The organism is Streptomyces violascens (assembly GCF_014649955.1).
Classification (GTDB): Bacteria; Actinomycetota; Actinomycetes; order Streptomycetales; family Streptomycetaceae; genus Streptomyces; species Streptomyces violascens.
In genome coordinates, this window is the sequence record NZ_BMUA01000051.1 from 1 (window position 1) to 23,891 (window position 23,891).

Annotated in this window: 18 protein-coding genes and 7 pseudogenes; 10 read left to right on the plus strand and 15 right to left on the minus strand. The window is 69.6% G+C overall.

What is annotated here, in order from left to right:
* Positions 1-528: 528 nt before the first annotated feature.
* From IE206_RS40845 to IE206_RS40855, 3 genes are all read right to left on the minus strand, one after another.
* Entirely contained in the window at positions 529-693 is a 165-nt protein-coding gene (locus IE206_RS40845) for a hypothetical protein (protein WP_189971628.1), read from the minus strand.
* Between the two features lie 157 nt (positions 694-850).
* The gene (locus tag IE206_RS40850) at positions 851-3,070 is read right to left on the minus strand and encodes an exo-alpha-sialidase (RefSeq protein WP_226599129.1); all 2,220 of its coding nucleotides are present in this window, start codon (positions 3,068-3,070) and stop codon (positions 851-853) included.
* 104 nt (positions 3,071-3,174) lie between these two features.
* A complete protein-coding gene (locus tag IE206_RS40855; RefSeq protein ID WP_189971630.1) occupies positions 3,175-3,420 on the minus strand; it encodes a hypothetical protein in 246 nt (81 codons plus the stop codon).
* Positions 3,421-4,008: 588 nt separating this feature from the next.
* Here IE206_RS40855 and IE206_RS40860 point away from each other — a divergent pair.
* Together IE206_RS40860 and IE206_RS40865 are read left to right on the plus strand one after the other, a co-directional pair.
* Positions 4,009-4,221, plus strand: a pseudogene (locus tag IE206_RS40860) (IS5/IS1182 family transposase); the annotation flags it as partial.
* A 429-nt stretch (positions 4,222-4,650) separates the two neighbouring features.
* Entirely contained in the window at positions 4,651-7,320 is a 2,670-nt protein-coding gene (locus tag IE206_RS40865) for a WD40/YVTN/BNR-like repeat-containing protein (protein ID WP_189971632.1), read from the plus strand.
* A gap of 86 nt (positions 7,321-7,406) precedes the next feature.
* On the opposite strand, the gene IE206_RS40870 is transcribed toward IE206_RS40865, so the two are convergent.
* Positions 7,407-7,694 carry a hypothetical protein gene (locus IE206_RS40870; RefSeq protein ID WP_189971634.1) on the minus strand — a complete coding sequence of 96 codons (288 nt, stop codon included), beginning with the start codon at positions 7,692-7,694 and terminating at the stop codon, positions 7,407-7,409.
* A 469-nt stretch (positions 7,695-8,163) separates the two neighbouring features.
* Positions 8,164-8,565 (minus strand): hypothetical protein, encoded by a 402-nt coding sequence (locus IE206_RS40875; protein WP_189971636.1) that lies wholly within the window; start codon positions 8,563-8,565, stop codon positions 8,164-8,166.
* A gap of 638 nt (positions 8,566-9,203) precedes the next feature.
* Between IE206_RS40875 and IE206_RS40880 the strand changes: the two genes are divergently transcribed.
* The gene (locus IE206_RS40880; protein ID WP_189971638.1) at positions 9,204-9,845 is read left to right on the plus strand and encodes a carbonic anhydrase; all 642 of its coding nucleotides are present in this window, start codon (positions 9,204-9,206) and stop codon (positions 9,843-9,845) included.
* Between the two features lie 33 nt (positions 9,846-9,878).
* Here IE206_RS40880 and IE206_RS40885 read toward each other — a convergent pair whose 3' ends face one another.
* From IE206_RS40885 to IE206_RS40910, 6 genes and pseudogenes are all read right to left on the minus strand, one after another.
* A complete protein-coding gene (locus tag IE206_RS40885) occupies positions 9,879-10,223 on the minus strand; it encodes a MarR family transcriptional regulator (RefSeq protein ID WP_226599128.1) in 345 nt (114 codons plus the stop codon).
* A 31-nt stretch (positions 10,224-10,254) separates the two neighbouring features.
* Positions 10,255-11,240 (minus strand): annotated as a pseudogene (locus IE206_RS40890) (L-threonylcarbamoyladenylate synthase).
* A gap of 345 nt (positions 11,241-11,585) precedes the next feature.
* Positions 11,586-11,747: a hypothetical protein gene (locus IE206_RS40895; RefSeq protein ID WP_189971640.1), complete on the minus strand. Its 162-nt coding sequence runs from the start codon at positions 11,745-11,747 to the stop codon at positions 11,586-11,588.
* A gap of 448 nt (positions 11,748-12,195) precedes the next feature.
* The gene (locus IE206_RS40900; RefSeq protein ID WP_189971642.1) at positions 12,196-13,410 is read right to left on the minus strand and encodes an MFS transporter; all 1,215 of its coding nucleotides are present in this window, start codon (positions 13,408-13,410) and stop codon (positions 12,196-12,198) included.
* 148 nt (positions 13,411-13,558) lie between these two features.
* The gene (locus IE206_RS40905) at positions 13,559-16,111 is read right to left on the minus strand and encodes an ABC transporter permease (protein WP_189971644.1); all 2,553 of its coding nucleotides are present in this window, start codon (positions 16,109-16,111) and stop codon (positions 13,559-13,561) included.
* 9 nt (positions 16,112-16,120) lie between these two features.
* Complete coding sequence (locus IE206_RS40910) at positions 16,121-16,894, minus strand: ABC transporter ATP-binding protein (RefSeq protein WP_189971646.1); 774 nt, start codon at positions 16,892-16,894, stop codon at positions 16,121-16,123.
* A gap of 139 nt (positions 16,895-17,033) precedes the next feature.
* Between IE206_RS40910 and IE206_RS40915 the strand changes: the two genes are divergently transcribed.
* Both IE206_RS40915 and IE206_RS40920 read left to right on the plus strand, forming a co-directional pair.
* The gene (locus IE206_RS40915; protein ID WP_226599127.1) at positions 17,034-17,417 is read left to right on the plus strand and encodes a BlaI/MecI/CopY family transcriptional regulator; all 384 of its coding nucleotides are present in this window, start codon (positions 17,034-17,036) and stop codon (positions 17,415-17,417) included.
* A 10-nt stretch (positions 17,418-17,427) separates the two neighbouring features.
* The gene (locus IE206_RS40920) at positions 17,428-18,384 is read left to right on the plus strand and encodes a M56 family metallopeptidase (RefSeq protein WP_189971662.1); all 957 of its coding nucleotides are present in this window, start codon (positions 17,428-17,430) and stop codon (positions 18,382-18,384) included.
* Between the two features lie 32 nt (positions 18,385-18,416).
* Here IE206_RS40920 and IE206_RS40925 read toward each other — a convergent pair.
* From IE206_RS40925 to IE206_RS43360, 4 genes and pseudogenes are all read right to left on the minus strand, one after another.
* Positions 18,417-18,825: pseudogene (locus IE206_RS40925) on the minus strand ((2Fe-2S) ferredoxin domain-containing protein).
* Positions 18,822-19,268: pseudogene (locus tag IE206_RS40930) on the minus strand (heavy metal translocating P-type ATPase); the annotation flags it as partial. The pseudogenes IE206_RS40930 and IE206_RS40925, both read right to left, overlap by 4 nt.
* 409 nt (positions 19,269-19,677) lie before the next feature.
* Complete coding sequence (locus IE206_RS40935) at positions 19,678-19,947, minus strand: hypothetical protein (protein ID WP_226599126.1); 270 nt, start codon at positions 19,945-19,947, stop codon at positions 19,678-19,680.
* A 667-nt stretch (positions 19,948-20,614) separates the two neighbouring features.
* Entirely contained in the window at positions 20,615-20,749 is a 135-nt protein-coding gene (locus IE206_RS43360) for a hypothetical protein (RefSeq protein ID WP_264198497.1), read from the minus strand.
* 64 nt (positions 20,750-20,813) lie between these two features.
* Here IE206_RS43360 and IE206_RS43030 point away from each other — a divergent pair.
* From IE206_RS43030 to IE206_RS40960, 5 genes and pseudogenes are all read left to right on the plus strand, one after another.
* Positions 20,814-21,176: pseudogene (locus tag IE206_RS43030) on the plus strand (ATP-binding protein); the annotation flags it as partial.
* 56 nt (positions 21,177-21,232) lie between these two features.
* Complete coding sequence (locus tag IE206_RS40945; RefSeq protein WP_189971664.1) at positions 21,233-22,006, plus strand: methyltransferase domain-containing protein; 774 nt, start codon at positions 21,233-21,235, stop codon at positions 22,004-22,006.
* 360 nt (positions 22,007-22,366) lie between these two features.
* Positions 22,367-22,597: a helix-turn-helix domain-containing protein gene (locus tag IE206_RS43035; protein ID WP_226599125.1), complete on the plus strand. Its 231-nt coding sequence runs from the start codon at positions 22,367-22,369 to the stop codon at positions 22,595-22,597.
* Between the two features lie 277 nt (positions 22,598-22,874).
* Positions 22,875-23,099, plus strand: a pseudogene (locus tag IE206_RS43040) (transposase); the annotation flags it as partial.
* Positions 23,100-23,498: 399 nt separating this feature from the next.
* Positions 23,499-23,720, plus strand: a pseudogene (locus IE206_RS40960) (hypothetical protein); the annotation flags it as partial.
* Between the last annotated feature and the right edge of the window lie 171 nt (positions 23,721-23,891).

A 23,891-nucleotide genomic window follows, 5' to 3' on the forward strand; every position in this document is an offset into this window, starting at 1 on the left:
CAACCCCCACCACCCACCAGACACCGAGAGCCAGAACAACCTAACGGAGTCCTACTAGAAGTCCAATGAAGATGTTGTTCAGGGGCCGCTCGGTTCCGTGGGGGCGGCTCTGTTTTCGCAGTTCAGGGGCTGGCTGGTGCCGGGGCCCAGGTTCGGTGGCGGCGGGCGAGTCCGAGGTTGATCAGTCGGCGGAGGCTGAGGGCGGCGGCCCGGTGGTGGATCCAGCGCTCGCCTGCGATCCAGCCCCGGCCGGGCAGGCGGCGGTTGCCGCGGGCCACGAGGCAGGCGATGAAGCGTTCGGCCGCGGGGCGCCAACGCCGGTGGTCGGCCTGCCGGACAGGGTCCGTTGCGGCCTGACGGCGTGCGGCTTCCTGCAGCTCATGGTGAGGGCGCCAGGTGAGGAGCCGTGATGTAACTACTACATGAGTTGATCTCGTTGTCGTGCTTCTCGATCACGCGCTTCATAGCTTCGAGCGTGCGGGAGGGCGGGTCCGCCGGTGTGGTCGCGTACCGGGACCCCGGCGGCGGTCAGGCGTCTGCGTAGGCCAGGCCCTGGTCGCAGATGGGGTCGAGGCCGACGACCCCGATGACCGCCGGGGCCACCCCCTGGTGGTCGTTGGCCAGGACCGGAACCTCCGACGCCTGGCTGGGCTGCGGTCCCCGCCGTGCGGGCGGGTAAGAAGGTGAGGTCACCCTTCCCGCGGCGCGTTTTGTTGGGAGGGACGGTCACCCCGTGGGGGCGGGGGGCAGGCAGTGGCTGAACAGCGGATGCGTACGCCTGATGTGCGAGGTGTTGCGGGTGCAGCCGCAGCCGGGGGCTGCACCCGCGGGGTTCAGGGGAGCGCTGTCATCAGTGCGCGGTCCGCAACGGGAGCCGGGCGGGGGGAGTGGACGGCGCTGGCGCCGAGTGGGCCGGAGCCTGCTCGGCCTGCACGGTTCCGCCTCTCAGGGAGAGGCCGCCTGCGGTGTACAGGGCCTCGTCGAAGGCTTGGCCGTTGACGGGGGTCTTGCCGACGGCGAAGACGGCGACGGACTTGCCGTTCACCACAGAGGTGGAGATGTAGTCGCCGACCATGCTGCCCTGTGTGGTGGAGGCGATCTGGGAGAGAGACATGGGTCCCGCGACGGTTTGCGGGACGCTCCAGGTGGTGCCGCCGTCGGTGGAGGAGAGGAATCCGACCTCCAGCTGGCAGGTGGAAGCGGTGCAGTTGGCCTGCGGGTAGAAGTAGTAGTACAGGCCGATCCTGGCGGTGGTGCCGGAGGTGCCGTGGTCGATGCCGATGCCCGGGATGAAGTGGTCCGCAGTGCTGCTGGTCGCGTCGATCGGGACGCGGGTCACGGCCGACCAGGACGTTCCGTTGGTGGACGTGGAGTAGACGATGTCGTTGGCGGGGCAGCCGGAGCGGAAGCGGCAGTCCTGCCAGGCGATGTAGATCTTTCCGGAGGCGTCGATCTCGGCGGAGGGCAGGCCCTCGCCGTCCCGCAGGCCGCCCGCCACACCGTGGCTGGTGACGTTGGCGACCAGTGAGGTCGAACTCCAGCTGGTGCCGCCATTGGCAGAGTTGAAGGCGCGGATCGAGGAGCCGTTGGTGGAGTAGGGGACGACCACGGTGCCGTTGGGCTGGACCAGGGGCTGGCCGCCGAGGCCGCTGGGGCCGCCGGACGGGGCGACGGGGGCGGACCAGGTGGCGCCGCCGTCGCTCGACGTACTCATCACGACGGCGTTGCCGGACGAGGTGATGTCGACCTCGACGTAGCAGTTGCCGTAGTGGGGGCTGGTGGCGGTGTTGTCGCAGACGATCCATTCCTTGTCATAGCCCTGGCCGTCGTTGCCGACCGCCAGCACCGGGTTCTGCCAGCTCAGGCCGTCCGAGGAGCGGCTGACGGTGACGCCGGCGCCGTTGGCGTTGGCGTCGATGACCAGGCCGGAGACCATCCAGGTGCCATGTCTGGCGTCGTAGGCGACCGCAGGGTCGGAGACCCGGGCCCAACTGCCGCCGCCCTGGTAGACGGTGATGCCCGGCAGCATGCCGTGCTGCCAGGTCGCGCCACCGTCGGTGGAGGTGTTCCAGCCGATGTCGGAGGAGCCGCCGTCGGTGAACCGGCCGACCTGAGAGGAGGCGACGATGGTGTTGCCGTAGGCGAAGGTGTCCGGCTCCAGCTCGGTGGCGTGCTGGCTGGAGGTGTTGGTGAACGGGTCCGTGCTGACCTGGGTCAGCGTGGGCCCGCTGCCGTTGACGGTCAGGGTGAAGGTGGCGGAGTGCGTCGCCGAGGGGCTCGTCCCGGTCACCGTGATCGGGTACGTTCCGGACGGTGTGCTCGTGGCGGTGGTGACGGTCAGCGTGGAGGACGAGCCTGCGGTCACCGACGCCGGGCTGAAGGTCGCGCTCGCCCCGGACGGCAGGCCGCTCGCCGCCAGGTTCACGGTCTCGGCGGTGCCGGACACGACCGCTGTGGAGATCGTGGACATCGCCGAGGCGCCTGCGTTGACGGTCGTCGACGCCGGGCTGTCCGAGATCGAGAAGTCATTGGCTACCGTGCCCGACACCACGACGTCGTCGTACAGCGTGTAGGTGGGGTCACCGGCGTAGTTGTCGTCCTTGCTGATCAAGGTGAGGGTGTAGGAGTGCCCGGTGGTGAGCGCGGAGGTCTTCTGTTTCCAGCCCTGGCCGCTGGTACAGGTCTTGGCCAGCGGCGTAGTGGTGGTACCGGACGTGTTGTCCTTGAGGGTCACCGTCGCCCAGTCGTAGGTGACGGTGTCCGGGCAGAACACGTCGTACCAGAAGCTGAGTGAGGGGGAGCCGCCCGGCGCGGTGAAGGTCTGCGCGATCGAGGAGTTGCCGTTGGTGGGGGAGGTGCCGCCGACCCGGGCTGCGTAAGTGCCGCTGTGTGCACCCGAGTTGACGGCGGCCGTGGTCCCGGCGCTGGTCCAGCCGGACAGGGTGCCGGTCTCGAAACCGCCGTTGGTGACGTCGGCCAAGGCGGGCTGGGCGAACAGGACGCCTGCGAAGGCGATGGCGGTGACACTCGTCGCGGCGAGAAGACCGCGGCGTAACGAGGATCTGATCATGGAATGCCTCTCTTCGGGAATTCAGACGTGCACGACATGCGGACGGTGATGGGGACGTTGCTTGCCCTTCGGCCGACGGCCTGCCGTCTTGGGCGCCTGGAGCGTCAGGCGGTGGTGGCGCCGTTGTAGCGGGCGTACACGGGGCCGCCCGCGGAGCTGTGTCCGCCGAGCGCAGGCTGCGCGGCGGCGCTGAGACGGAGGGCGCGAGCGGAGGCCGTCTGGCGCTGTACGACGGCCGCCGTCGGCTCGGGGGCGGGGGCCGCACGGACGGCGGGTGCGGCGCACCGGGTGGCCCGGAGCAGGCCTTGCTGTGCGGCGAGGTAACGCCGGCCGGATACCGAGCGTGACACTGAACATCCCTTCTGAAACCAGGAGTTGATCCGGAAACGGCCAGTGAGGACGTTCACGCAAAGGTGCCCGCGTGTCCGCAATCGGGGAGTGTCGTCCTGGACATGCCACCACGCAAGAGGAGTGGCGCCACGGCCTCGATGGGCAACCAGGAATTTGCGGAGACCCGCGAGCGCCGGGATACGCGCGGCTCCTGGGCGCATCACGAGGCCGGCGCTACCGTGAGAGCCGGGCGGGACCGTATCCCCAACGCCCCGTCCGACCGCTGACGCCGGTCTTCCGGGCCCCATTCGATGGCTGCCGCCTTCGCCTCTCCGCGAGGCTCGGTCCAACCGGAGGCCTGTAGCTCTTCACCGGCTGCCCGCCAAGGTGGCCGAGCTGCTGGTCGCCGATCCGGCCGTCACGATCGCCACGAGCCTTTACCCACGCCAGTGGCCTGTTTCACCTTCGCATCCCTACGCGAACGGGGCTCTGCGCACGTAGAACCGGCTGGCTGGGTCCTCTATGCAGCCGCCTGGGGGACTCAGCGGCGCGCGGCCAGCGGGGCCCGCAGAGTCGAGGCGCCATCCGCGGGGCACTGTGATGAGGGCACCATCCGCACCCCCTACTGCCACCACCGCGAACAACCCGAGCGCTACCAGCAGTTCAATCGCGACCACCCCCGTATCCGCGCACCCGGCGAACGCGCCTTCGCACAACTGGAAGTCCTGGCTACTGCTACGACGAGCCCGATGTTCCACCCGCCGCATCGGCAGGCCGTCCATGCCATCCACATGCTGATGACCCGCAGTTACTCACGATGAAAACGGTTCAGTGACGACAGCACCTCCTATGTCGCCAACGACCTTGCCGACGGCGGGGCTTCGCACGCCTCGCAGGTTGCAGCGGCGTTGCTTTGGCTCCACCTCGTACAGCCTGAATCCCTCCCTTTGATGACTCCGGGGTTTGGTGACCATTCCGCGCGAGAAGAGGGCGCCCAGCAAACGGGATCTCATCTTCGTCCTCGTACGTAGAGTGATGACCCGGCCTGGCTGGTGCGCCGCGACGCGACTGAGTGATGTCACTCTCCAGGCCCCAAATAGCCTTGCCTGACAGGAAGTCCACGCATGCACGAGCCGGATCGGTAAACTCCCCGTCATTTTTCCCCCGACCCCTATCGGGGATGTCGCGGGCACGCCAAGATCTGCTCCGCGTCGGGCCACATCCTCTGCCTGGCGCGGGGAGGAGAACGCATGATGCCCCAACGGCATCGGCGGCGGTTCATTACCTGCACCGTCGTGGCCGCCGCGTTCGGACTGGTCAGCACCCAGGCGTTCGCGACATCCGGCGACACCAGACCCCGGCCCTGGAACGCGCGCCACCAGGCCGACGTCGGCAAGCAGCACACCAAGGCGGTGCGTGCGGGCATGGGGATGTCCGCCTTCGCCGCCGCCGAGAGCGACGACGGGGGCGACGAGGCGGAGAACTCCGCCGAGGCCACCGCCCAGTACACCGAGGCGCGCACCGCTCCCGGGGTCGTCGCACCGGGTGCCTATGGCGCGGCATGGGCCCAGTTGCAGTCGATGAAGCATACGGGCGGTGACTGGGGCCACGTCACGAAGAAGGCGTACAACTCCGACGATCCGCGGTACCGCGACATCAACTCGAACTCCAGCGGGGGCTCCGGCAACGTGACCGGCCGGATCACCGGTATAGCTGCCGACGACCAGGGTTATGTGTACGCGGGCGGCGCCAACGGAGGGGTCTTCCGGTCGAGGACCGGCGGCGGCAACTGGCAGCCGATCGCCGACAAGCTGCCGTCCCTGTCGACCGGCACCCTCGCCCTGGACGGAGCGAAGCGGCTCTGGTACGCCACCGGCGAGTCCAACACCGGCGCGACCTCCTTCGTGGGCACGGGAGTCTACGTGCTCGCCGATCCCCAGCACGGCCAGTTCCAGCCCGGTGGCCGGGTCGGCGGCGCGGAGCTGGAGAGCACCACGATCCACGCCCTCAGGTTCGCCGGGACCACGGTGTGGGCGGCCACAAGCCGTGGCGTGTGGTCGCACTCCACCACCACCCTCTCGGGCCCCTGGCAGCTGGAGTTCGCCCCCAACCCCGACTATCTGCCCGGCGGTTCGAAGGCGGCCGACCCGTCGGCCCCGTACAAGAACATCGCCAACGACATCGCGGTCGACCCCAAGGACCCGAACAAGGTGCTGCTGGCCATCGGGTGGCGGGGCGGCGACACCTACAACGGGCTCTACAGCAAGCAGGGCGGCGGCTGGAAGCCGGTGACCGGCATCGGTGACCTGCCGACGAACAGCGACGACGTGGGCAACATGACGTTCGCCGCCTCGGCCGACGGCTCGCGCCTGTACGCCGTCGACCAGTCACCGGCGCAGACCAACACCAATCCCGACAGCGGCCTCAAGGGCGTGTACGTTTCCAAGTCCGGCTCACCCATGGGGCCTTGGACGCAGATAGCCGACTACACCAAGCTGAGGAACTCGGGCTCGGCGCTTCAGGGCGCGGGCTACATGCCGGGCATCCAGTCCTGGTACAACCAGTTCCTCCAGGTCGACCCGGGCAACGCCGACCACGTCTACCTGGGCCTCGAAGAGGTCTTCGAGACGAAGAACGGCGGCACGAGCTGGATCACCCCCGGCCCGTACTGGAACTTCCCGTTCCCCTGCTGGAGCATCGACCCCACCAAGCAGTCCGGTGACTGCTCGTCCACCACGCACTCCGACCAGCACGCGGTCGCCGTCGGCTCGTACCGGGGCAAGACCTATGCGTACGTCGGCAATGACGGCGGTATCTACCGGCGCCCCCTGAACGGCGCCGTGGACTCGGGCGGTCACGCAAAGGACTGGCAGTCCCTGGCCGACGGCACCCTGGACACCCTCCAGTACTACTCGGTGGGCGTCGGCAAGGACCTCGCCTACGGAGGGGTCTCGGTGACCGGCGGGCTCCAGGACAACGGCCAGTCGATCCTGCGGGGCCGCGACAAGGTCATGGGGTCCAACTTCGGCGGCGACGGCGGCGACACCATCGCCGACCCGAAGAACGGCTGCAACATCGCCGAGGAATACGTCTACCTCGACATGTGGGTCACGCAGAACTGCGGAGTGAACGACGGGAGCTGGTCCGCGGATCCGAGCAAGGCGACCGAGTACGAGGTCGCGCCGCCCGATAAGGACCTCGGCGGGGCGGGAGCCCGCTTCATCGCACCCATCACCTCCGACGCGAAGGACACCGACACCTGGATCGCCGGCGGCCGGCACGTCTGGGTCCAGCACAAGGGCTTCGCGATCCGCTCGGGCTCGGAGTGGCAGAACGCCTACGACCTCGGCGACGGCCACGTCGCCACCGCCGTGGCGTCCTCGGGCGGCACCGTCTACGTGGGCTGGTGCGGGCCCTGCAACAACCAGGGCTTCGCGCGCGGCATCGCGGTCGGCAACGCCGACGGCACCGGCTGGCACCAGCTGAACCTGCCGGTCGACGGCACCGTTCCCAACCGCTACATCTCGGGCTTCGAGGTCGACCCCGCCAACGCCCAGCACGTGTATGTGGCCGTCAACGGCTTCTCGCGGAAGTGGACCGAGGGCCCCGGCGCCGGCGTCGGCCACGTCTTCGAGTCGACCAACGGCGGAACCACCTGGACGGACATCTCGGCGAACCTGCCCGACGTTCCCGCCAACACGGTCAAGCTCCTCCCGGGCGGCGGCCTCGCCCTCGGCACCGATCTGGCCGTCTTCTACCGCCCCGCCGGTGCCGGCGAGTGGAAGGTGCTGGGCGACGCAATGCCCACCACGGCGGTTCTCCAGCTGAAGCTCGGCCCGGACGGCGACCTGTACGCCGCGACCCACGGGCGCGGCATCCGGGCGTTCGACCTCCGGCGCCTCAAGGAACGTAACGACTGATCACAGCGGAGCTCGGTCCCGTCATGCGGCGGCCGGTGCGCATGCCTTCGCGCTGCGCACCGGCCGTTGCGTGTTCTCGGCGCCGGTCACTGAACCGGGTAGGCGGCTACGTCCAGTTGGAGTGTGAAGACGGGCGCACCGGTGGTGCCCCAGGTGATAGTCACCGATCCCGTCCGGGCGGCCCGAAGGGTGACCCGGCTCGCCCCGTCTTGGCCGGTCGCCGTCGAGGTGATCGTGGCCAGCATCGGACTGCTGGCGTGCGGCGCCGGCCAGGAACCCTTGGGCCGGGGCTCCAGGACCACTGTCACCGTCGAGCCGGGGCGCACGCACAGCCGCCGGACGGCAGCGTTCGCGCTGCCGTGGGTGATCGTCACGGCCCCGGAGGCGCAACCAGGTGATGCGGAACCCGTCCCGAGCCCTGCACCGGCGGCTGTAGGACTGGTCGTTGGGGGCCTCGACGGTGGCCCGGCCGACGCTGACGGTCTGGCGTGCGTCGTGCCGGGTGGCGAGGCCGCAGGCCTGGGTATGCCGCGGTCGCTGCCCGACGTTGCCGCAGAGGATGCCCCCGAGGAAGAAAGCTGTGGTGCGGAGCCCGCCTGCGAGCTGTTGCCGTTGTCTCCGCACGCGCTGAGGAAGCAGGACACGGCCACGAGGACGACCCCGAGCCAGGACAGGCTCGGCCCGTGCCCTTGGCTGTTCGTGGCAGGCGCCGCTGTCACCACTTCCTCCCTTCGCCCTCGCACGGCATTGTGACGTCGAGGGTGGCCGCCCGGTTCCCGCGCTCGGGCCTTACGTTCAACGGCTCTGGCTCACCTTCGGGATGCTGTTGGTGATCTTCCGATGTCAGATCCGGAAGGGCCAGAGAGCGACCCTGCCCGCTTCGATGCGGATCTCCACCCAGGCGCCGTCGGTGCCCTCAGGGGGAGGCGCGGAGAAGTCGAACAGGATCTGCGCGTCTCCCACTTCCAGGCTCGCCGTGCCGTCCTCGGCCAGAGCAAGCCGACCGCGCAGGACCAACTGTTCGTGCTCCTGCCAGAGACCCGGCCCGGCAAGAGCGGCCAACTGGGTGTTGTGCCCCCAAAGAAGGTCCTCGTTCACACTCCACTCGACGTGGTGCCGGCCGTCCACCTCCTCCGGATCACCGTGCCACACCGCCAGGGCGGTACCGACGGGTGAGTGAACCCGGACCTTTGGCGGCAGCTGAGGGACCTCTATCGGCGGCTGCAGGCTCTGCGGAAACGACACGGACCAACATTCCCTGATCATCCACGACCCCGCCCAGACAGCTGCGACGGCCCCACCTGGCAAGATCACCAACAACGTCCATTCGGTGGTAGCGGACTCGTTGATGTTGTGTGAGATACCAACGCGCTTGTGGCTACGGTGTTTTCGGGGCTGGGTTCTCTGGTTGTCGAGGATGTGGTCGACGAGGGCGAGTGGATCTGGGTGCGGGCGCGGACACCCGGGGCCCGGTTGTGCGCGGCGCGGCAGCCGGGTGCTGCCCTGAATGCGGGACCCTCCCTGTCACAGCATGGGAGCCAGGGCTCCATTCCTTTTCCACCCAGCCCAGGAGGACCGCGCCTCCACGCCGGCGTTCGGGCGAACGTAGACCGGCACCGCCGGACCGCGACTTCGCAGGCCATTCTCTGGAGTTATGGCAGAACTTCGGCTTTCAAGGTTTTCTGCTGGCTGTCCCGCTCCGGTCTCATGAACGCCGTCCTCAGGGATGACAGGCCGCCTTCGATTCCCAGGACCTGGCACAGCTTCTTCTGAGGTTCCGCATCGAGGCCGCCCTTGCCCTGCGCCTCGGAGTGATGCCCGACCTGGTGAGTTACGGCCGGACCGGGCGGTGCGGGGCTGGTGCCGGCTCGTAGGCTGCGGCCATGAACGAGATCCGGAAACCGACGCCCCGCGACGCCTTCGAGCTGCTCATGGCCGGTAACCAGCGCTTCGTCGCCGGCACCCCAGAGCACCCCAACCAGGACGCCACCCGCCGCGCTGAGATCGCACCGTCCCAGCAGCCCTTCGCCGTGCTGTTCGGATGCTCCGACTCCCGGCTGGCCGCCGAGATCATCTTCGACCGCGGCCTGGGCGACCTGTTCGTCGTCCGCACCGCCGGCCACGTCATGGGCCCGGAGGTGCTGGGCAGCATCGAGTTCGGCGTGGAGGTGCTGGGCTGTCCGCTGGTCGTGGTCCTCGGCCACGACTCGTGCGGTGCGGTCGGCGCAGCGTGCGCCGCCCTGGAGAACGGCATGACCCCCGCCGGGTACATCCGGGACGTCGTCGAGCGGGTGACCCCCAGCGTGCTGGCGGCGCGGGCCGCCGGACGGGTCGAGCCCGAGGAGATCCTCGCCGAGCACATACGGCACACCGCCGACCTGCTGCTGGACCGCTCCCGGGTCCTCGCCGAGAAGGTCTCCGCCGGGCAGGCCGCCGTGGTGGGCCTGCGCTATCGGCTGGCCGACGGCAGTGCGCAGCACGTCGCCTCCCGCGGCCTCGATGTGCAGGTCCCCGCCGCATCCTGACCGCCCGAGCCACGGTGCATGCCGCCCTGGCCCTCACTCGCCGACCGGGAGAGATCCTCTCGGCCAGTTGCATAGAACCAGCAGCGCCTGGACGGGCAGGCGGGACTCCGCCGTGACGCAGCTTTCCGTCCAGGTGGAGGGTGGCGTGTGCTGTCCCTCTCGCTCCCGGCTGAGGTAACCGGCCTGTTCGAGGTCGCCGACGATGCGCTGGGCGGTGCATTCGGTGATGTGGCAGGCTGCGGCGATGTCACGGATACGCGCGACGGGATCGCGTGCGATGGCCAACAGCTCGTGGGCATGGTTGGTGAGGGAGCCCCACCCTCCGGCCTGCTGCTCCACGATCAGCCCTGCCCCTTCGGCTTCATCGACGGTGATCACGCGGCCGGGTCGTCGCCGATCCGGCGTGTGTTCACCTACTCCTGGTCTCGGAGGGCCGGGGCCCTGCGGCCCGGCGGAGCCGGTTGCCGATCGCGAGTCCCAGCCCCTCCTCGACCGGCAGGGACGCGATGATGAGGTCGCACCCTTTCTGGTCGAGGTCGCGCAGGAACCCGTACAGCCCGCGCGCGTAGGCGGCCATCGAGGCGGGGACCGTCACCACGGCGTGCGCCTTCACCGGGGTGCCGGTGAAGGCCGGGGGCAGGAAGACGCCCACCTGGTGGCCCAGCTCCTGCGCGAGCTCCCCTTCGGTGACGACCTTCTCCGGCTCGACGAGGACGACCCGTGCCCGCGGTGCGTAGTGCGACGGATGCTGGCCCGGCACCCGGACACGGCTCGTCGAGGGAACCGCTAGCGGGTGCCCGAGCACCGCTTCGAGGTCCTCGCGGGTCACCCCGCCGGGCCGGAGGATGGTTGGGATCTCGCCCGTGGCGTCGACGATGGTCGACTCGACGCCGACCTCGCAGCGGCCGCCGTCCAGCACGAAGTCGACGGCGTCGCCGAGCTCGGCCCGCACGTCGTCCGCGGTCGTGGGGCTGACTGAGCCGAAGCGGTTGGCGGACGGGGCCGTGACGCCGCCGCCGAAGGCCGACAGCAGCGCGAGGGCGACGGGGTGGTCGGGCACGCGCACGGCCACCGTTTCCAGACCACCGGTCGCTTCGAGGGGCACGCGGGAACCGCGCCGCAGGACCAGCGTGAGCGGCCCCGGCCAGAGTGTTCGGCCAGCAGGCGCGCCGCCTGGGGCACGTCCTGTACCCAGTCGTCCAGATTCTCCGCGCCGCCGATGTGGACGATCAGCGGATGAGAGGGCGGGCGCCCCTTGACCTGGAAGATGCGCGAGATGGCGGCGGGGTCCTCGGCGTTGGCGCCCAGACCGTAGACGGTTTCGGTCGGTAGAGCCACAAGGCCGCCGGCGCGCAGCACTTCGGCCGCTTTCTCGATGTCATTCGTGCTTGCCATCACGCCGACAATCCTCCCACCGTTGCGCTCCGCGTCGTTTCCGTGGCCGCGACCCAGGCTCACGCCGGGGAGGTGGATGCGCACGAGCGCCGCTCGCATTGCCCCCGTGACGCCGCCCGATGGCTGGGCATGCGGTAGTCGGCGGCCGCTTTGGCCAGGGGGGCGTAGCCGGTGCCGCAGGCGGCGGGCATCCGTCGGTAGCTCGGGCTGCCCGCGCGTTCGCGTGCTCCGCTCAGGCGGCATCCGAATCCGCTCGCAACGCTGCTGTTTTGGGCGATCGATTTTTCTGGGCGCCCCATGGCGTCCTCCGCTGTGTCGCGCCGGAGGAGGGGGGTGGGGCGCCTGTTACTGGCGGCGTACGAGGGCGCGGCGTGCCGTGTCCAGTGCGATGCCGCCGCAGAGGTAGAGCACGGTGACGCTGTCGTGGGGCGTGTAGCCGGTGCGGAGCAGGGCGGCGAGGCCGGATGCGAACAGGGCCAGCACGACGACGTGGGTGGGGATGGCCACGTGGCTGCCGGGGGTGGTCGTACAGGTCGCGGTGTGGGGACCGACTCGCCTGGAGGGGGCCCGGGGGAGAGGGGAACTTGTGAGGTGACGTCATCCAGCCCGGACGTTTCCGTTTGTGTGGTCGCAGGGGCGCGTTGCCGCGAGGCCTGGCGCCCGATAGGCATAACCAATCCAACCGGGCAATTCACACAACAACCATCACCGGGAGCCCGGCCCGCTGTTCCAGGCCCGGCTTTCGCCATTAATCAACCCCGCCAACAGCACCGCCCGGGACCGCCTCCACGGCACGAGCTCGGCGGCGGCCTCCATCCCGAGCCGGCGCCCTCCCGGAGCTCTACCTGTCACTCACGCAGCGCGCTGACCTGCACTGGTGTCAGTTGGGTTCGGCGTGACACGGCGCGGACTGCTGAAATTTGTTGTCACTGGGGTACATGCGCGCACTCGTGGCTCACAGGTCGGCGGAGTCGCTGTCTCTCTGTGCCTTTTCCGCGGACCGGCCGGAGCCGGCAAGGACCAGAGCGGCGGCGAAGAGAAGCAGCGCGAGCGCCGCGTACCCACTGGCCAGGGTGGCGGCCGTGGCGATGCCGCCGACGAGTAGGGGGCCGCCGGCGTCGCCGAGTTCGCGGCCGAGTTCCGCGGCTCCCATGGTTTGGCCGAGGCGTTCGGTGGGGGTGGTCGAGGCGAGGGCGGCAAAGCCGAGCGGGGTGATCACGCCGGTCCCGGTGCCGATGAACGCGGCGGCCGGCAGGACGCCAATCAGGCCCTGGAGCATGGCGCAGGCCAGCCCGGCTGCCGTGATCAGCAGCCCGGTTCTCAGGCCGGTCCGGGGGGTGAGACGTCCGGTGTCCAGGGCTCGCCCGGCGCGAGGCTGGACGATGGCGGCGCAGGCGGCCAGGACGGAGACTGCGGCGCCGGTGACCACTGGGCCAAGGCCCGCTGCCGCCCCGGAAACGGGGAGGAATCCGACCCCGACCGAGAGCGCTGCGGTGGCACAGGCCAGTGCTGTGGTCGGCCGCAGGAAGCTGCGGTGGCTCAGGCGCCGGGCCAGGTCGAGGATGGTCTGCCGGGCACGCGGAAGCGGAGGCACGGCCGGGACGATCGCGAAGGCCCACACAGCGACGGCCGCCGCGAGGGCTGTCATGACGGTGAACAGCAGTGGCAGGCCGCCGGCTGCGACAGTGACTCCGCCGAGTAGCGGTCCCGCGGTGTAGCCGAGGCTCTTGTAGAAGCCGTACGAGCCGAACGCCCGCCCGTGCTTGGAGGCGGGGTTGAGTCGGGCGACGAGGGTGGAGGCGGCCGGGGAGAAAGCAGAGGCTGCGGCACCTTGGCTGAGGCGGGCGAGCCACAGCAGGCCGGTGTTGTCGGCGAGGACGAAGGCAGCAGAGGCGACGGCGAAGCCGATCAGCCCGCCGAGGAGGACGGGGCGGGCGCCGACGCGGTCGGCGAGGGTACCGAAGACGGGCTTGAGGAGAACCTCGGCGCCGTCGTACAGGGCGAGGAGTCCGCCAAGCACGAGCAGGGATTCGGCGCGGTGGGAGGTGAAGTTGCCGAGGTTGGCGGCGATGCCGTGCGCGCCGAAGGCGGTGGTGAACCCGGCCGCGTACAGCGGCCACAGCCGCCAACCGGCAGCGGGCTCGCCGGTCGTGCCGTCGGACGCGCTCATCGTGCTGATTCCTCTCGCCCCAACCGTGCCGCCTGGCAGCCGCGCTGCCGGGGCGGGGCACGATTCCTCGGCACCGTACCGGACGACGCAAGGGCGGTATGCCGGACGGCGGCGTGGGCCCGGGAGATCCACACCGCCGCCCGGCGGTCTATGCGGTGGCGATGGCGGTCAGGACCTTGGTCCGGGCGGCCTTCATCGCGGGAAGGATCGCCGAGGCCAGGCCGGCGACCGCCGATCCGGCGAGGACGGCCAGGATGGTGGTCCACGGGATGCTGAGTGCGGTGATCCCGTACAGGGTCAGGACCTTCTGCCCGGCGATACCCCACGCAAGCCCGAGGCCGAGGCCGAGCAGGGCGCCGTGGACGGCGATCAGCACCGACTCCAGCCGGATCATCCGGCCGATCTGTCGGCGGGAGGTACCGATGGCGCGGAGCAGGCCGATCTCCCGGGTTCGCTCGACCACGGACAGGGAAAGGGTGTTGATGACGCCGAGGACCGCGATCAGGATGGCCAGCGCGAGCAGCGCGTAGACCAGGTAGAGGACGGTGTTGACCTGGCCGGTGATCTGGTTCTTGTAGTCGGCCTGGCTCTGCACGGTGACCTGCGGGTGGCCGGCCAGGGCGGTGTCGAGTGCGGTCTGCACCTGCTTCTTGTCGGCGCCGGGTGCGGTGTTGAGGTAGAGGGTGAAATCCTGCGCCTCGGGGGCGTACTTGGTGAGGGTGTCCAGGGAGACCTCCCAGCTGCCGCCGTCCTTGCCCGCGCCCGCCGGTGGCTTGGAGATCGCGCCGACGGTGAGGGTACCGACGTTGCCGTTGAGGAAGTGCAGCTCGACCGGGGAGCCGATCCGCAGACCGTCGGCCTTCGCGGTCGTCTCGTCGACCATCACCTTGCCGGCCGCGACGTCGGCGGTGGACCCGGCGACGTACTGGGGTTTGACGGCCTGGTCGACGGTGGCGACATCGACACCCGCGAGCACGAGCTGGAACCCGTTGAGGTGGGCGACGGCGTAGCGCTGGCGGGTGACGGACTGGATGCCGGGGATGGTGTGGACCTTGGTGGTGACCTCGTGGCCGATGGGCTGCTGGCCGTTGCCGGTCAGCACGTAGTCGGCGCCGAAGGTGTTGTCCACGTCGCGGTTGATGGACATGGTCAGCGACGCGGCCAGGACGGCGATCGCGCCGACCAGCGACAGGCTGATCATCAGGGCGCCCGCGGTGGCGCCGGTACGGCGCGGGTTGCGGACGGCGTTGAGGCGGCTGATGCGGCCGACCGCGCCGAACAGCTTGGGGAACGGGGCGCCGAGGCCGTGCACGACGAGCCGTGAGAGCGGCGGGCCCAGGACGACCAGCGCGACCAGCGAGGCGACGATGCCGCCGCCGAGCAGGCCGGCGGCCGTGATCAGGGTGGCGTGGTGGGTTGCGGCGCCGTACAGCAGGCCAAGACCGGCCGTCAGCAGCACGGTGCCCAGCGCGGTGCGGCGGCCCAGCGGTGCGACGGGCGGGGCGGCGGCCTCGCGCAGGGCGGCCATGGGGGAGATACGGGCGGCGCGGCGGGCTGGCAGGTACGCGGCGACCAGCGTGACGAGCACACCTACGCCGTACGCGGCGGCCGGGGTGAGCGGGTTGATGACCAATGCGGTTCCGGACAGATCCACGCCGAAGCTGCTGATCAGGCTCTTCAGTAGCGCGGCCAGGCCGATGCCCGCGCCCAGGCCGAGAGTTGAGCCGACTGCGCCGAGCAGCACCGCTTCGGTGAGCACCGAGCGGGTGACCTGGCGGCGCCCGGCCCCGAGCGCGCGGAGCAGGCCGAGTTCGCGGGTGCGCTGGGCAACCAGCATGGAGAAGGTGTTGAGGATCAGGAAGATCCCGACGAGGACCGCGAGTCCGGCGAAGCCGAGCAGGGCGTAGGTGACCACGCCGAGGAAGGAGCTGACCTGCTGGGCGGCGGACTGGGCCTGCTCCTCCTTCGTGGCGATGGAGAAGCTGTCGCCGAGCGCGGCGTGGATGCGCTGCTGGACGGTGGCGTGGGTAGTGCCGGGGGCGGTGTCGGCGGTGATGGTGGTGAACTGGCCGGGCTTGCCGAGCAGGTTCTGCTGGGCGGTTGCTGTGTCGACGTAGACCATCGTCACACCCGGGTTGCCGGTGCTGAAGGTGACGATGCCGACCACGGTCGCCGGGGTGGAGCCGGTCGGAGTGAGCACGTGCAGCGCATCGCCCGGATGCACGTTCTTGTGCCGGGCGCTGGCCTGGTCGATGACCAGCTCGCCGGCTTTGGTCGGGGCGTGGCCCTGGACGAGGCGCACCTGCGGGTTGTCGTACCAGTTCTGACCGAGGGTGGGCGCGCCGGTGGTCGGGCCGACCGGCTTGTTGTCCTTGTCGACGACGGTGAGGTTTTGCAGGCTGACCTGGCCGTGGGCTGCCTGCACGCCCGGAACGGCGGCGACCTTGGCCACTATGGACGCGGGCAAGGTGGGTACCTCGCCGGACAGGGCGCGGTCCTCGATCTCGGGGGTGAACGCCTGCTTGGGCTTGATCGTCACATCGGCGGCGGTGGAGCTGGAGATGCCGGTGAACGCGAGGTTGATGGTGTCGGAGAAGACCAGGGTGCCGGAGACGAACGCCACCCCGAGCAGCACGGCCAGCGTGGACAGGGCCATGCGGCCCTTGTGGGCGAGGAAGTTGCGCAGACTTGCCTTGATCATGATGGTCCGTCAGCTCCTGCGTCCGGCGCCGTCGAACGTGCGCATCAGGTCCAGCACGCTGTCCGCGCTCGGGTCGCACAGCTCGTCCACGACCTGCCCGTCCGCGAGGAACAGGACGCGGTCCGCATGGGAGGCGGCGACCGGGTCGTGGGTGACCATCACTATGGTCTGCCCGAGGTTGTCCACGGAGCTGCGCAGGAAGCCGAGCACCTCGGCGCCCGCGCGGGAGTCGAGGTTGCCGGTCGGCTCGTCCGCGAAGATGATCTCCGGCCGACTCGCCAAGGCGCGGGCGCACGCGACTCGTTGCTGCTGGCCGCCGGACAGCTCGGTCGGTCGGTGCTTGAGGCGGTCCCGCAGGCCGACGGTGTCGATCACCGTGTCCAGCCATGCCTGGTCAGGCTTGCGGCCGGCGATGTCCATGGGGAGGGTGATGTTCTCCAGCGCGGTCAGGGTCGGGAGCAGGTTGAACGCCTGGAAGATGAAGCCGATCTTGTCCCGGCGCAGCTGGGTGAGGTGCTTGTCCTTGAGCCGGGTGATCTCGGTCTCGCCGATGAATGCGTGCCCGGAGGTTGCGGTGTCCAGGCCGGCCAGGCAGTGCATGAGCGTCGACTCGCCGGAGCCGGACGGGCCCATGATCGCGACGAACTCGCCGCGCCGCACCGAGACCTGGACGGCGTCCAGCGCCACCACGCGGGTCTCACCGCTGCCGTATGCCTTGGTCAGGCCCTGGGCGCGGGCCGCGATGGTCTGTTGCGGGGCGTCGACCGCCGTTGCTGTGCTCACGCACGTCCTCCTGGGTTCGCTGCCCGGACCTGCCCGGGATGCGGGCGGGCATGGCAGACTCTGGGCAGGCACGTAGCTTCTACGAAGATGTAGAACTTCTACGTGGATGTAGAAGATAGCGCAGGAGGTGACCAAGTCAGTGGCCGCACACGAACCCACCGCACCCAAGGGCGGGCGGGCCAAAGGTGAGCTGGAGGCCGAGGTCCTCGATGCGCTGCAGCACGCCGCACCCGAGGCCCTGAGCCCGGGCGAGGTCAAGGACCGGCTCGGCGGCGGCCTCTCGTACAGCACCGTCGTCACCGCCCTGTCGCGCCTGTACGCCAAGGGCCTGCTCAAGCGCAGCCTGCGCGGCCGGGCCTTCGCCTACACCCCGGTCGCCGACGACTCCGGACTCGCCGCCCGCCAGATGCGCAAAGTCCTGGACGACCGCCCCGACCGCGAAGCCGTCCTGACGCGCTTCGTCGACGACCTTTCGGCCGACGACGAACAACTGCTGCGCAAGCTGCTGGACACCGGACAGTAGGGCCGTCCGGATGCGCTTCGCCGTCTACCTGCCGTTGCTCTTCCCGCTACTGGCCGCCCTGGCCGCCCGGCCCCTGGGCGAACGGCTGCCGCCGCGCCTGGCAACCTGGCTGCTGACCGTCGCCGCGGTGGTCCTGGCCGCCGCGAGCAGCCTGGTCCTGGGCATGCTCGCGATCACCGGACTTATCCGCTTCCCCCTTCTCGCCGAGCTCGCACACGGGCGCTGGTCGGCGCAGGTGGCCCAGCACCACGACCCGGCCTCGCTCTCGGTCGGCCTGCTCGCCGGGGCGCTGCTGACCGCTGCCGCCACCGCGGCGGGGGTGGCGCTGTGGCGCCGGGTCCGGACCCTGGTCGCGGCCGCCGCCGAAGCGGCGTGCCTACCGGGCCCGGACGAGCTGGTCGTCGTCGAGGACCCGGCCGCCGAGGCGTACGCAATCCCTGGGCTGCCCGGCCGCATAGTCGTCTCCACCGGCATGCTTGAGGCCCTCGACGCCAACGAGCACAAGATCCTGCTCGCCCACGAGCGGGCCCACCTGGCCCACCATCACTACCTCTTCGTCGCGGTCGTCCAACTGGCCGCCACCGCAAACCCGCTGCTCCGGCCCCTCGCCGACACCGTCACCTACACCGTCGAACGCTGGGCCGATGAGAGCGCTGCCACCGTCATCGGCGACCGCCGACAGGTCGCCCACACCGTGGGCAAAGCCGCCCTGGCGGCCAAGCGTGCCCGCGCCCACACCTGGATCCCGACCGCTGCCCTCGGCATCCTCGGCCGCTTCTCCCAAGCCGGACCAGGCCCCGTACCGCGGCGGGTCGCAGCCCTCCTCGCCCCACCGCTGCGCAACCGCCCCCTGCCACTCGCCGGCATCCTCGCGGTGCTGGCAGCCAGCACCGTGTGCGCCGCCGAGGCAGCACACGACCTGGAGCTGCTCCTTGAACTGGCCAAACACGGCGCCTCGCACCGTTGAGGGAAGGTGGCGACTTCGTAAGCGGTTCGGCTTCAGTTGTCGAGTGCCTGCCGGATGCGGCAGGAGGGGCTGAAGGTGTAGAGGTCGAGGATGTCGGGTGCCTCGGCGAGGCCGGGGCCGCCGGCTTCTGCCCAGGCGGTGATGTCTCGTGACGCTTCGATGTCGTTCACCAGGCCGAGCCGGACCGGGCGTCCGCCTGCCTTGCGCCATCGGCGGAGGGCTGGATAACGATCACATTGGGCTGCTCGCAGGCGTCCAGGCAGTCGGTGGGACGGACGTTGGCCACACCTGCGAGGGATACGCGCAGGTCAGTGAGCAGGGCCGTATGGTCCAGGCCGGGACCTCGGGAGTTCCGCAGCAACAGCCGCGGCAGACAGTGACGGTGCAGCGGGCCGCCGCCCCCTGTGCGGGAGCGGCGGCCTTGCGGGTGCGCCGGCTCACTTGCCGCCCCCGGCGCCGGCGCGCTTCCGCGCTGCCTCGCGCAGCAGCCGCAGACCGTTGAGGCCCACGATGACCGTGGAACCCTCGTGCCCGAGGACACCGGGCGGCAGCGGGTGCCCGGCAAGGTCCCAGACGACCAGGCCGGAAATGAACACCGAGGCGATCACCAGGTTCTGCACGACGAAGCCGCGGGCCCGGCGGGAGAGAGCGACGACGGTGGGGACGGTGACGAGTTCGTCGCGCACGACCACCGCATCCGCGGTCGCCGGCGCAAGGTCTGAGCCGGCCCGGCCCATCGTGATGCCGGTGTGGGCGGCGGCGAGCGCCGGTGTGCTGCCGGTGAGCGTGGCCAGGGCCGCGACGATGTCGGCCGCGTCCGGCGGCAGGCGATCAGCGATGCCCAGTACGCCGACCGGCACGCTGTCGACCTCGACCAGGACTGCGGGCACTGTCAACCCGGCGGTACACCGCCAACTCCTCGACCGCTGCCAGCCGCTCGACAACGCCGCAGCGATCCCGGCACAGCGCAAGGCCCGCAGTGAGTATGCGAACCGGGTCAACGCCCGCCCGGCTACAACGGGAGCATGATCAATCTCAGCGCCAACCACGGTTCGATTGATCCCCGGGGCCGGAGTCCGCAGCCCGCGCCTTGGCCGGGTGGTCCGGTGAGAGCCACCCTGCTGGCATCGGGGGGGCACTTTGTCAGGGTCTACCGCTGCCGTGAGCTCAGGAACAGAGTCTGCCGACCCGGGACAGAGGCCACCGGCCGAGGACACCGATCAACCCGCCAGAACCCGGCCCCTCTTGATCTCCCAGCACCCGACAGACCCTGTGAGTGGACCTGCTGGGTGGTCAGCGCGGGTATTGATCGGCCACGGTGGGCGGGGCGTTGCGGACCGCGAAGGTGCCGAAAGAGCTCCGGTCTCTGCGCGCCTGTACGCGGCTCTCCTGTTCGATGAGGAGGCCGTCCGCGTTCTGGGTACGGGAGTTCCCGCGCCGCTGCAGGGTGGCGGTCAGGAATATCGCGGCGCCGACGATCAGTGCGAGGAATGCATAGAGCGTGACCACAGGTGTTCGTACCTCCGTCAGCCACGGCGAGGCAGTGCCCGTAGCGGGTCGCATGGGGTTTGGCACTGTACGCGGGTGCGCGGTGCCGCCTTCGTCGGATTCTACCGAGTGACCCGTTCGGCGCGACAGGGTGCGCGATGGTGAGCGGGCGGTCGCCGGTTCCGCCACCGCTCAGCACATCGTGACGGGGTATCCGCGACGATCGCGAGCACGGCGATCGTCACGGCACGACCGTGTGCCTCCGACTCCGGCCCCGGACACGTGGGTGGGTGCGCCGGTCAAGCGGCCGACGAACAGGCCCTGGTCTTCGGCAAGTCCGGGGCTGGGCGGACCCGCAACCGGAACGAACCGGCCGCGCCCCTGCCCGGTGTCCGGAGCATCCCGATGCGTAGGGTGCCGGGCGCGCCCGAAGGAACCGCTACGTGCGGCCACTCGTCGCACGTTCATGGTCTTAGCTCTCCTCCCAGTCCCTGCCCAACGTGAGCAGAACAGGGGCGGTCGTGACAACGCCTGCGGCTGGGAGCTGAGCACGGACGGCAGGGGGGCCACCGTCACGGACGCGGGGCTGCCAGCGGGCACCGCCGAGCTGCTCCCAGCGGCTGGGCAGGGGGCGGCCTTCGGGGTCCAGCCACGGGCGGAGGCGGGTCATGGCCCAGCCGAGCGGGCGGCGTACGCGCGCCGTCCAGGTGTGTTCGACTGCGTCGGGGGAGTGGGCCAGGGCTCAGGCGATGTCGGCGCCGGACCAGCCGGCGGCGGCGAACGGTGCTACGAACTTGGCCTGTTGGCCCGGCCGGAGCCGGTCGAACGCACTGCCGGTCGGCACTTCCTGGGCGAGCAGCCGGGCCGCGTACCGCATGCGCTTCGGGGCTGATTCGCCCGTGCCTGGGCCGGGCGCCCGAAGTGGATCGGGGCGGGCCGGCGTCCGCTACATCACCGCCGCCCTGGTCAACGAGCTCGTCGAGGCCACCGATGACAAGCAGCTCGGCAAGACCATCGCAGGCTACGGCCGCGTCGACCTCTTGGAGATCGACGAGCTCGGCTACCTCGAACTCGACCGTCGCGGCGCCGAGATGCTCTTCCAGGTTCTGACGGAAAGGGAGGAAAAGAACAGTATCGCCATCGCCTCGAACGGAGCGTTCACGGGCTGGAGCAAGACCTTCACCGACCCGCGGCTCTGCGCGGCAATCGTGGACCGGCTCACCTTCAACGCCACCCTCATCGAGACCGGGACCGAGTCCTACTGCTTGGCCCGCACCAGGGCCAAGCACAACGGCACCCAATAGGGAGGGGCCTCGAACGGCGCTGCCTTCAACCCCTGGATAGTGTTTCACTTTCTCGCATGTCAACCACTCTCGGCGCCTCCCGACCTGATCCGGCTGCCTACATGCTGCGAGCCGCGGCCAGCGCCGCCGGCCGCGGCTACAAGCAGGAGTTGATGGAGTTGTTGGACGTCCAGCCGGGCCAGACCGCGCTCGACGTGGGATGCGGCCCAGGCACGGACCTTCCGGCATTGGCCGAGCGCGTCGGCGTGAGCGGCACCGTGATCGGCGTGGACCGTGACCCGGCGATGCTGGCCGAAGCCCGCCGACGCACCAGCGGTCTGCCTGCGGTTCAGATCCGCGAAGCAGATGCCCACGTCCTGCCCGTCGAGCCTGGCACGGTGGACCGGGCCAAGATCGACCGGGTTCTCATGCATGTTGCTGAGCCGACCAGCGTGCTGGCACAACTCCATCTGGCCACCCGGCCGGGGGCGCGAGTCGGCCTGACTGAGCCGGACTGGGACACCCTGGTCGTCGACGCGGAAGATCTCGACACAAGTCGCGCATTTACGCGTTACACCACGTCGGAAGTGGTCCGTCACGCCACCATCGGCCGCAGCCTCGCCCGTCACGCGGAGCAGACAGGGTTCGTCGTCGAGACAGTGAGGGCTACGACACCGGTCTTCCTCGACTTCCAGGACGCGGACCGCACCCTGGGACTCGGCCGCAACATGCAGCAAGCCATTCAGGGCGGTCACATCGACGACGCACGCGGCCGCCGGTGGTTCGCGTCGCTCTCCGAACGATCTTTCTTTGCCTCCTTCACCCTTGTCACTGTGATCTGCTCCCGCTGACGCAAGAACCGTGACTGGCGAAGTTGTCACCGCGCGAGTCACGGTCGTCGCTCTCGGCTCCCGACGGTCCCGATTCAAGCCGCCTCTCGGAGCTAAATCACGACGCCTGGTCTTCACAAAAGGCCTGCAAACTGGGGCCAGTTGGAGTCGTCTTGGTGGGGCCGCCGAACGCCGCCCTAGTGCTTGATTCTTCTTTCGCTGGGTTTATGTCTTGGTGGCGGGGTGGTTGACGGTGCTCGGGGGCGGGTGCTGGAGGATGGTTTTACGAGCACGGCCGGGGCGTGATGAGGACGAACGGGCCGTCGTTCGCCGGTTGTCGCGGGCGCGGAAGACTCCGCGTGATGCGGTGATAAGGGCCGAATGATCGAGCTGAATCGGTCGGGACTGCGAGTGCCGGCTATCGCTGTTGAGCTGAACTGCAGGCAGAAGACAGCGCGGTGCTGGCTGCACCGCTTCAACCGCTGCGGCCTGCAAGGGCTGGAGGATCTGGGCGGGCAGGGTCGCAAGCGGCGGATCACAGAAGCGGATCACAGAAGAGGAATGCTCCAGGAACATCTCCCTGGTGAAGACCGTCCCGCCGGGAGCGTCTGAGGTGGGAGCCGGTCGGGGAGCTGTGGGCCTTCGACGAGTCCGGGCCAGCTGAGTGGACGCTGGATTCGCTGGCCGCGGCAGCGCGGGCTGAAGGGATCGAGGTGGGTCGCTCACAGGTCCGCCGGATCCTGCTCGCCGAGGGCGTGCGCTGGCGCCGCACCCGGTCCTGGACACGGTCGAAGGACCCGGACATCGCCCCAAAAGGACATGGATCATCGGCCTCTACACCCATCCGCCCGACGGCGCCACGGTGATCTGCGCCGACGAGCTGGGGCCCGTGATCCCGCGGACGTTCCCGCCCGCACCCGCCTGGTCACCGGACGGGCACCGGAACAAAGCGGAACTCGACTACAGCCGCGGGCCGGAGAAGACCTGGGTCTACGGAGGTCTGCGACCCTCCGACGGCCAGGCGGTCACGATGACCGCACCCTCCCGCAACAGCGTCTTCTACCAGCAGTTCCTGCACCTGCTCGAGGACGCCGACCCGGACGGGGAGATCTGGATCGTCACGGACAACCTGTCCAGTCACAACAGCGTGTCCACGCGGACCTGGCTGGAGGACATCCCCGCATCCACCACGCCTCCATCCCCGTCGGCGCGTGCTGGCTCAACCTGCAGGAAGGCTGGTGGCGCATCTTCCACAAAGCCGCCCTTGCCGGCCGGTCATTCGCCAACAGCGACGACATCGCATACGCCACGGCCTGGCAACAGACCAGCTCAACTCCCGTGCCAACCCCTGGATCTGGGGCCGACCGATCCCGCCAACTCGCCTACTACAGCGCCGATATGTGTACACCGTTTGAGGAATCCAGCACTAGGGCCTGTCCGGCGGATCATGCGTTGGACCGCACTGACCAAATTCGGTATCGGCGTATCAGCAAGACCGCCTAACATCCCAGCCATGCCTAGACCCTTCGGCTTCACCTATGACCAACGCCCTGACGGCACCGTGACGATCACTCATCAGGGCCGTTCGGCCGGCACGTTGCGTGGTGCACGTGCCGAGAAGTTCCTTGCGGAGGTCGAGGCAGGTGACGCCCAATTGGTGATGGCCCGCTGGACAGGTGCGTACAAGCACGGCAATGAGCGCATGGCACGAAATCACCCGCGCAACCGACACTAGAAAACTGATGGAGATCTTGAAAATGGGGCCCGGCGCCCATCGGTTTGCCCTGATCGGTATTTACGGGCGAACTCGCTCGAGCGGGGCACTCGAAGTAAGATCTTCATCGGTCTTCTAGTAGTACTCCGTTAGGTCTTCCGGTCGGGCGTGTTCGGGAGCATGGTGGGTGGG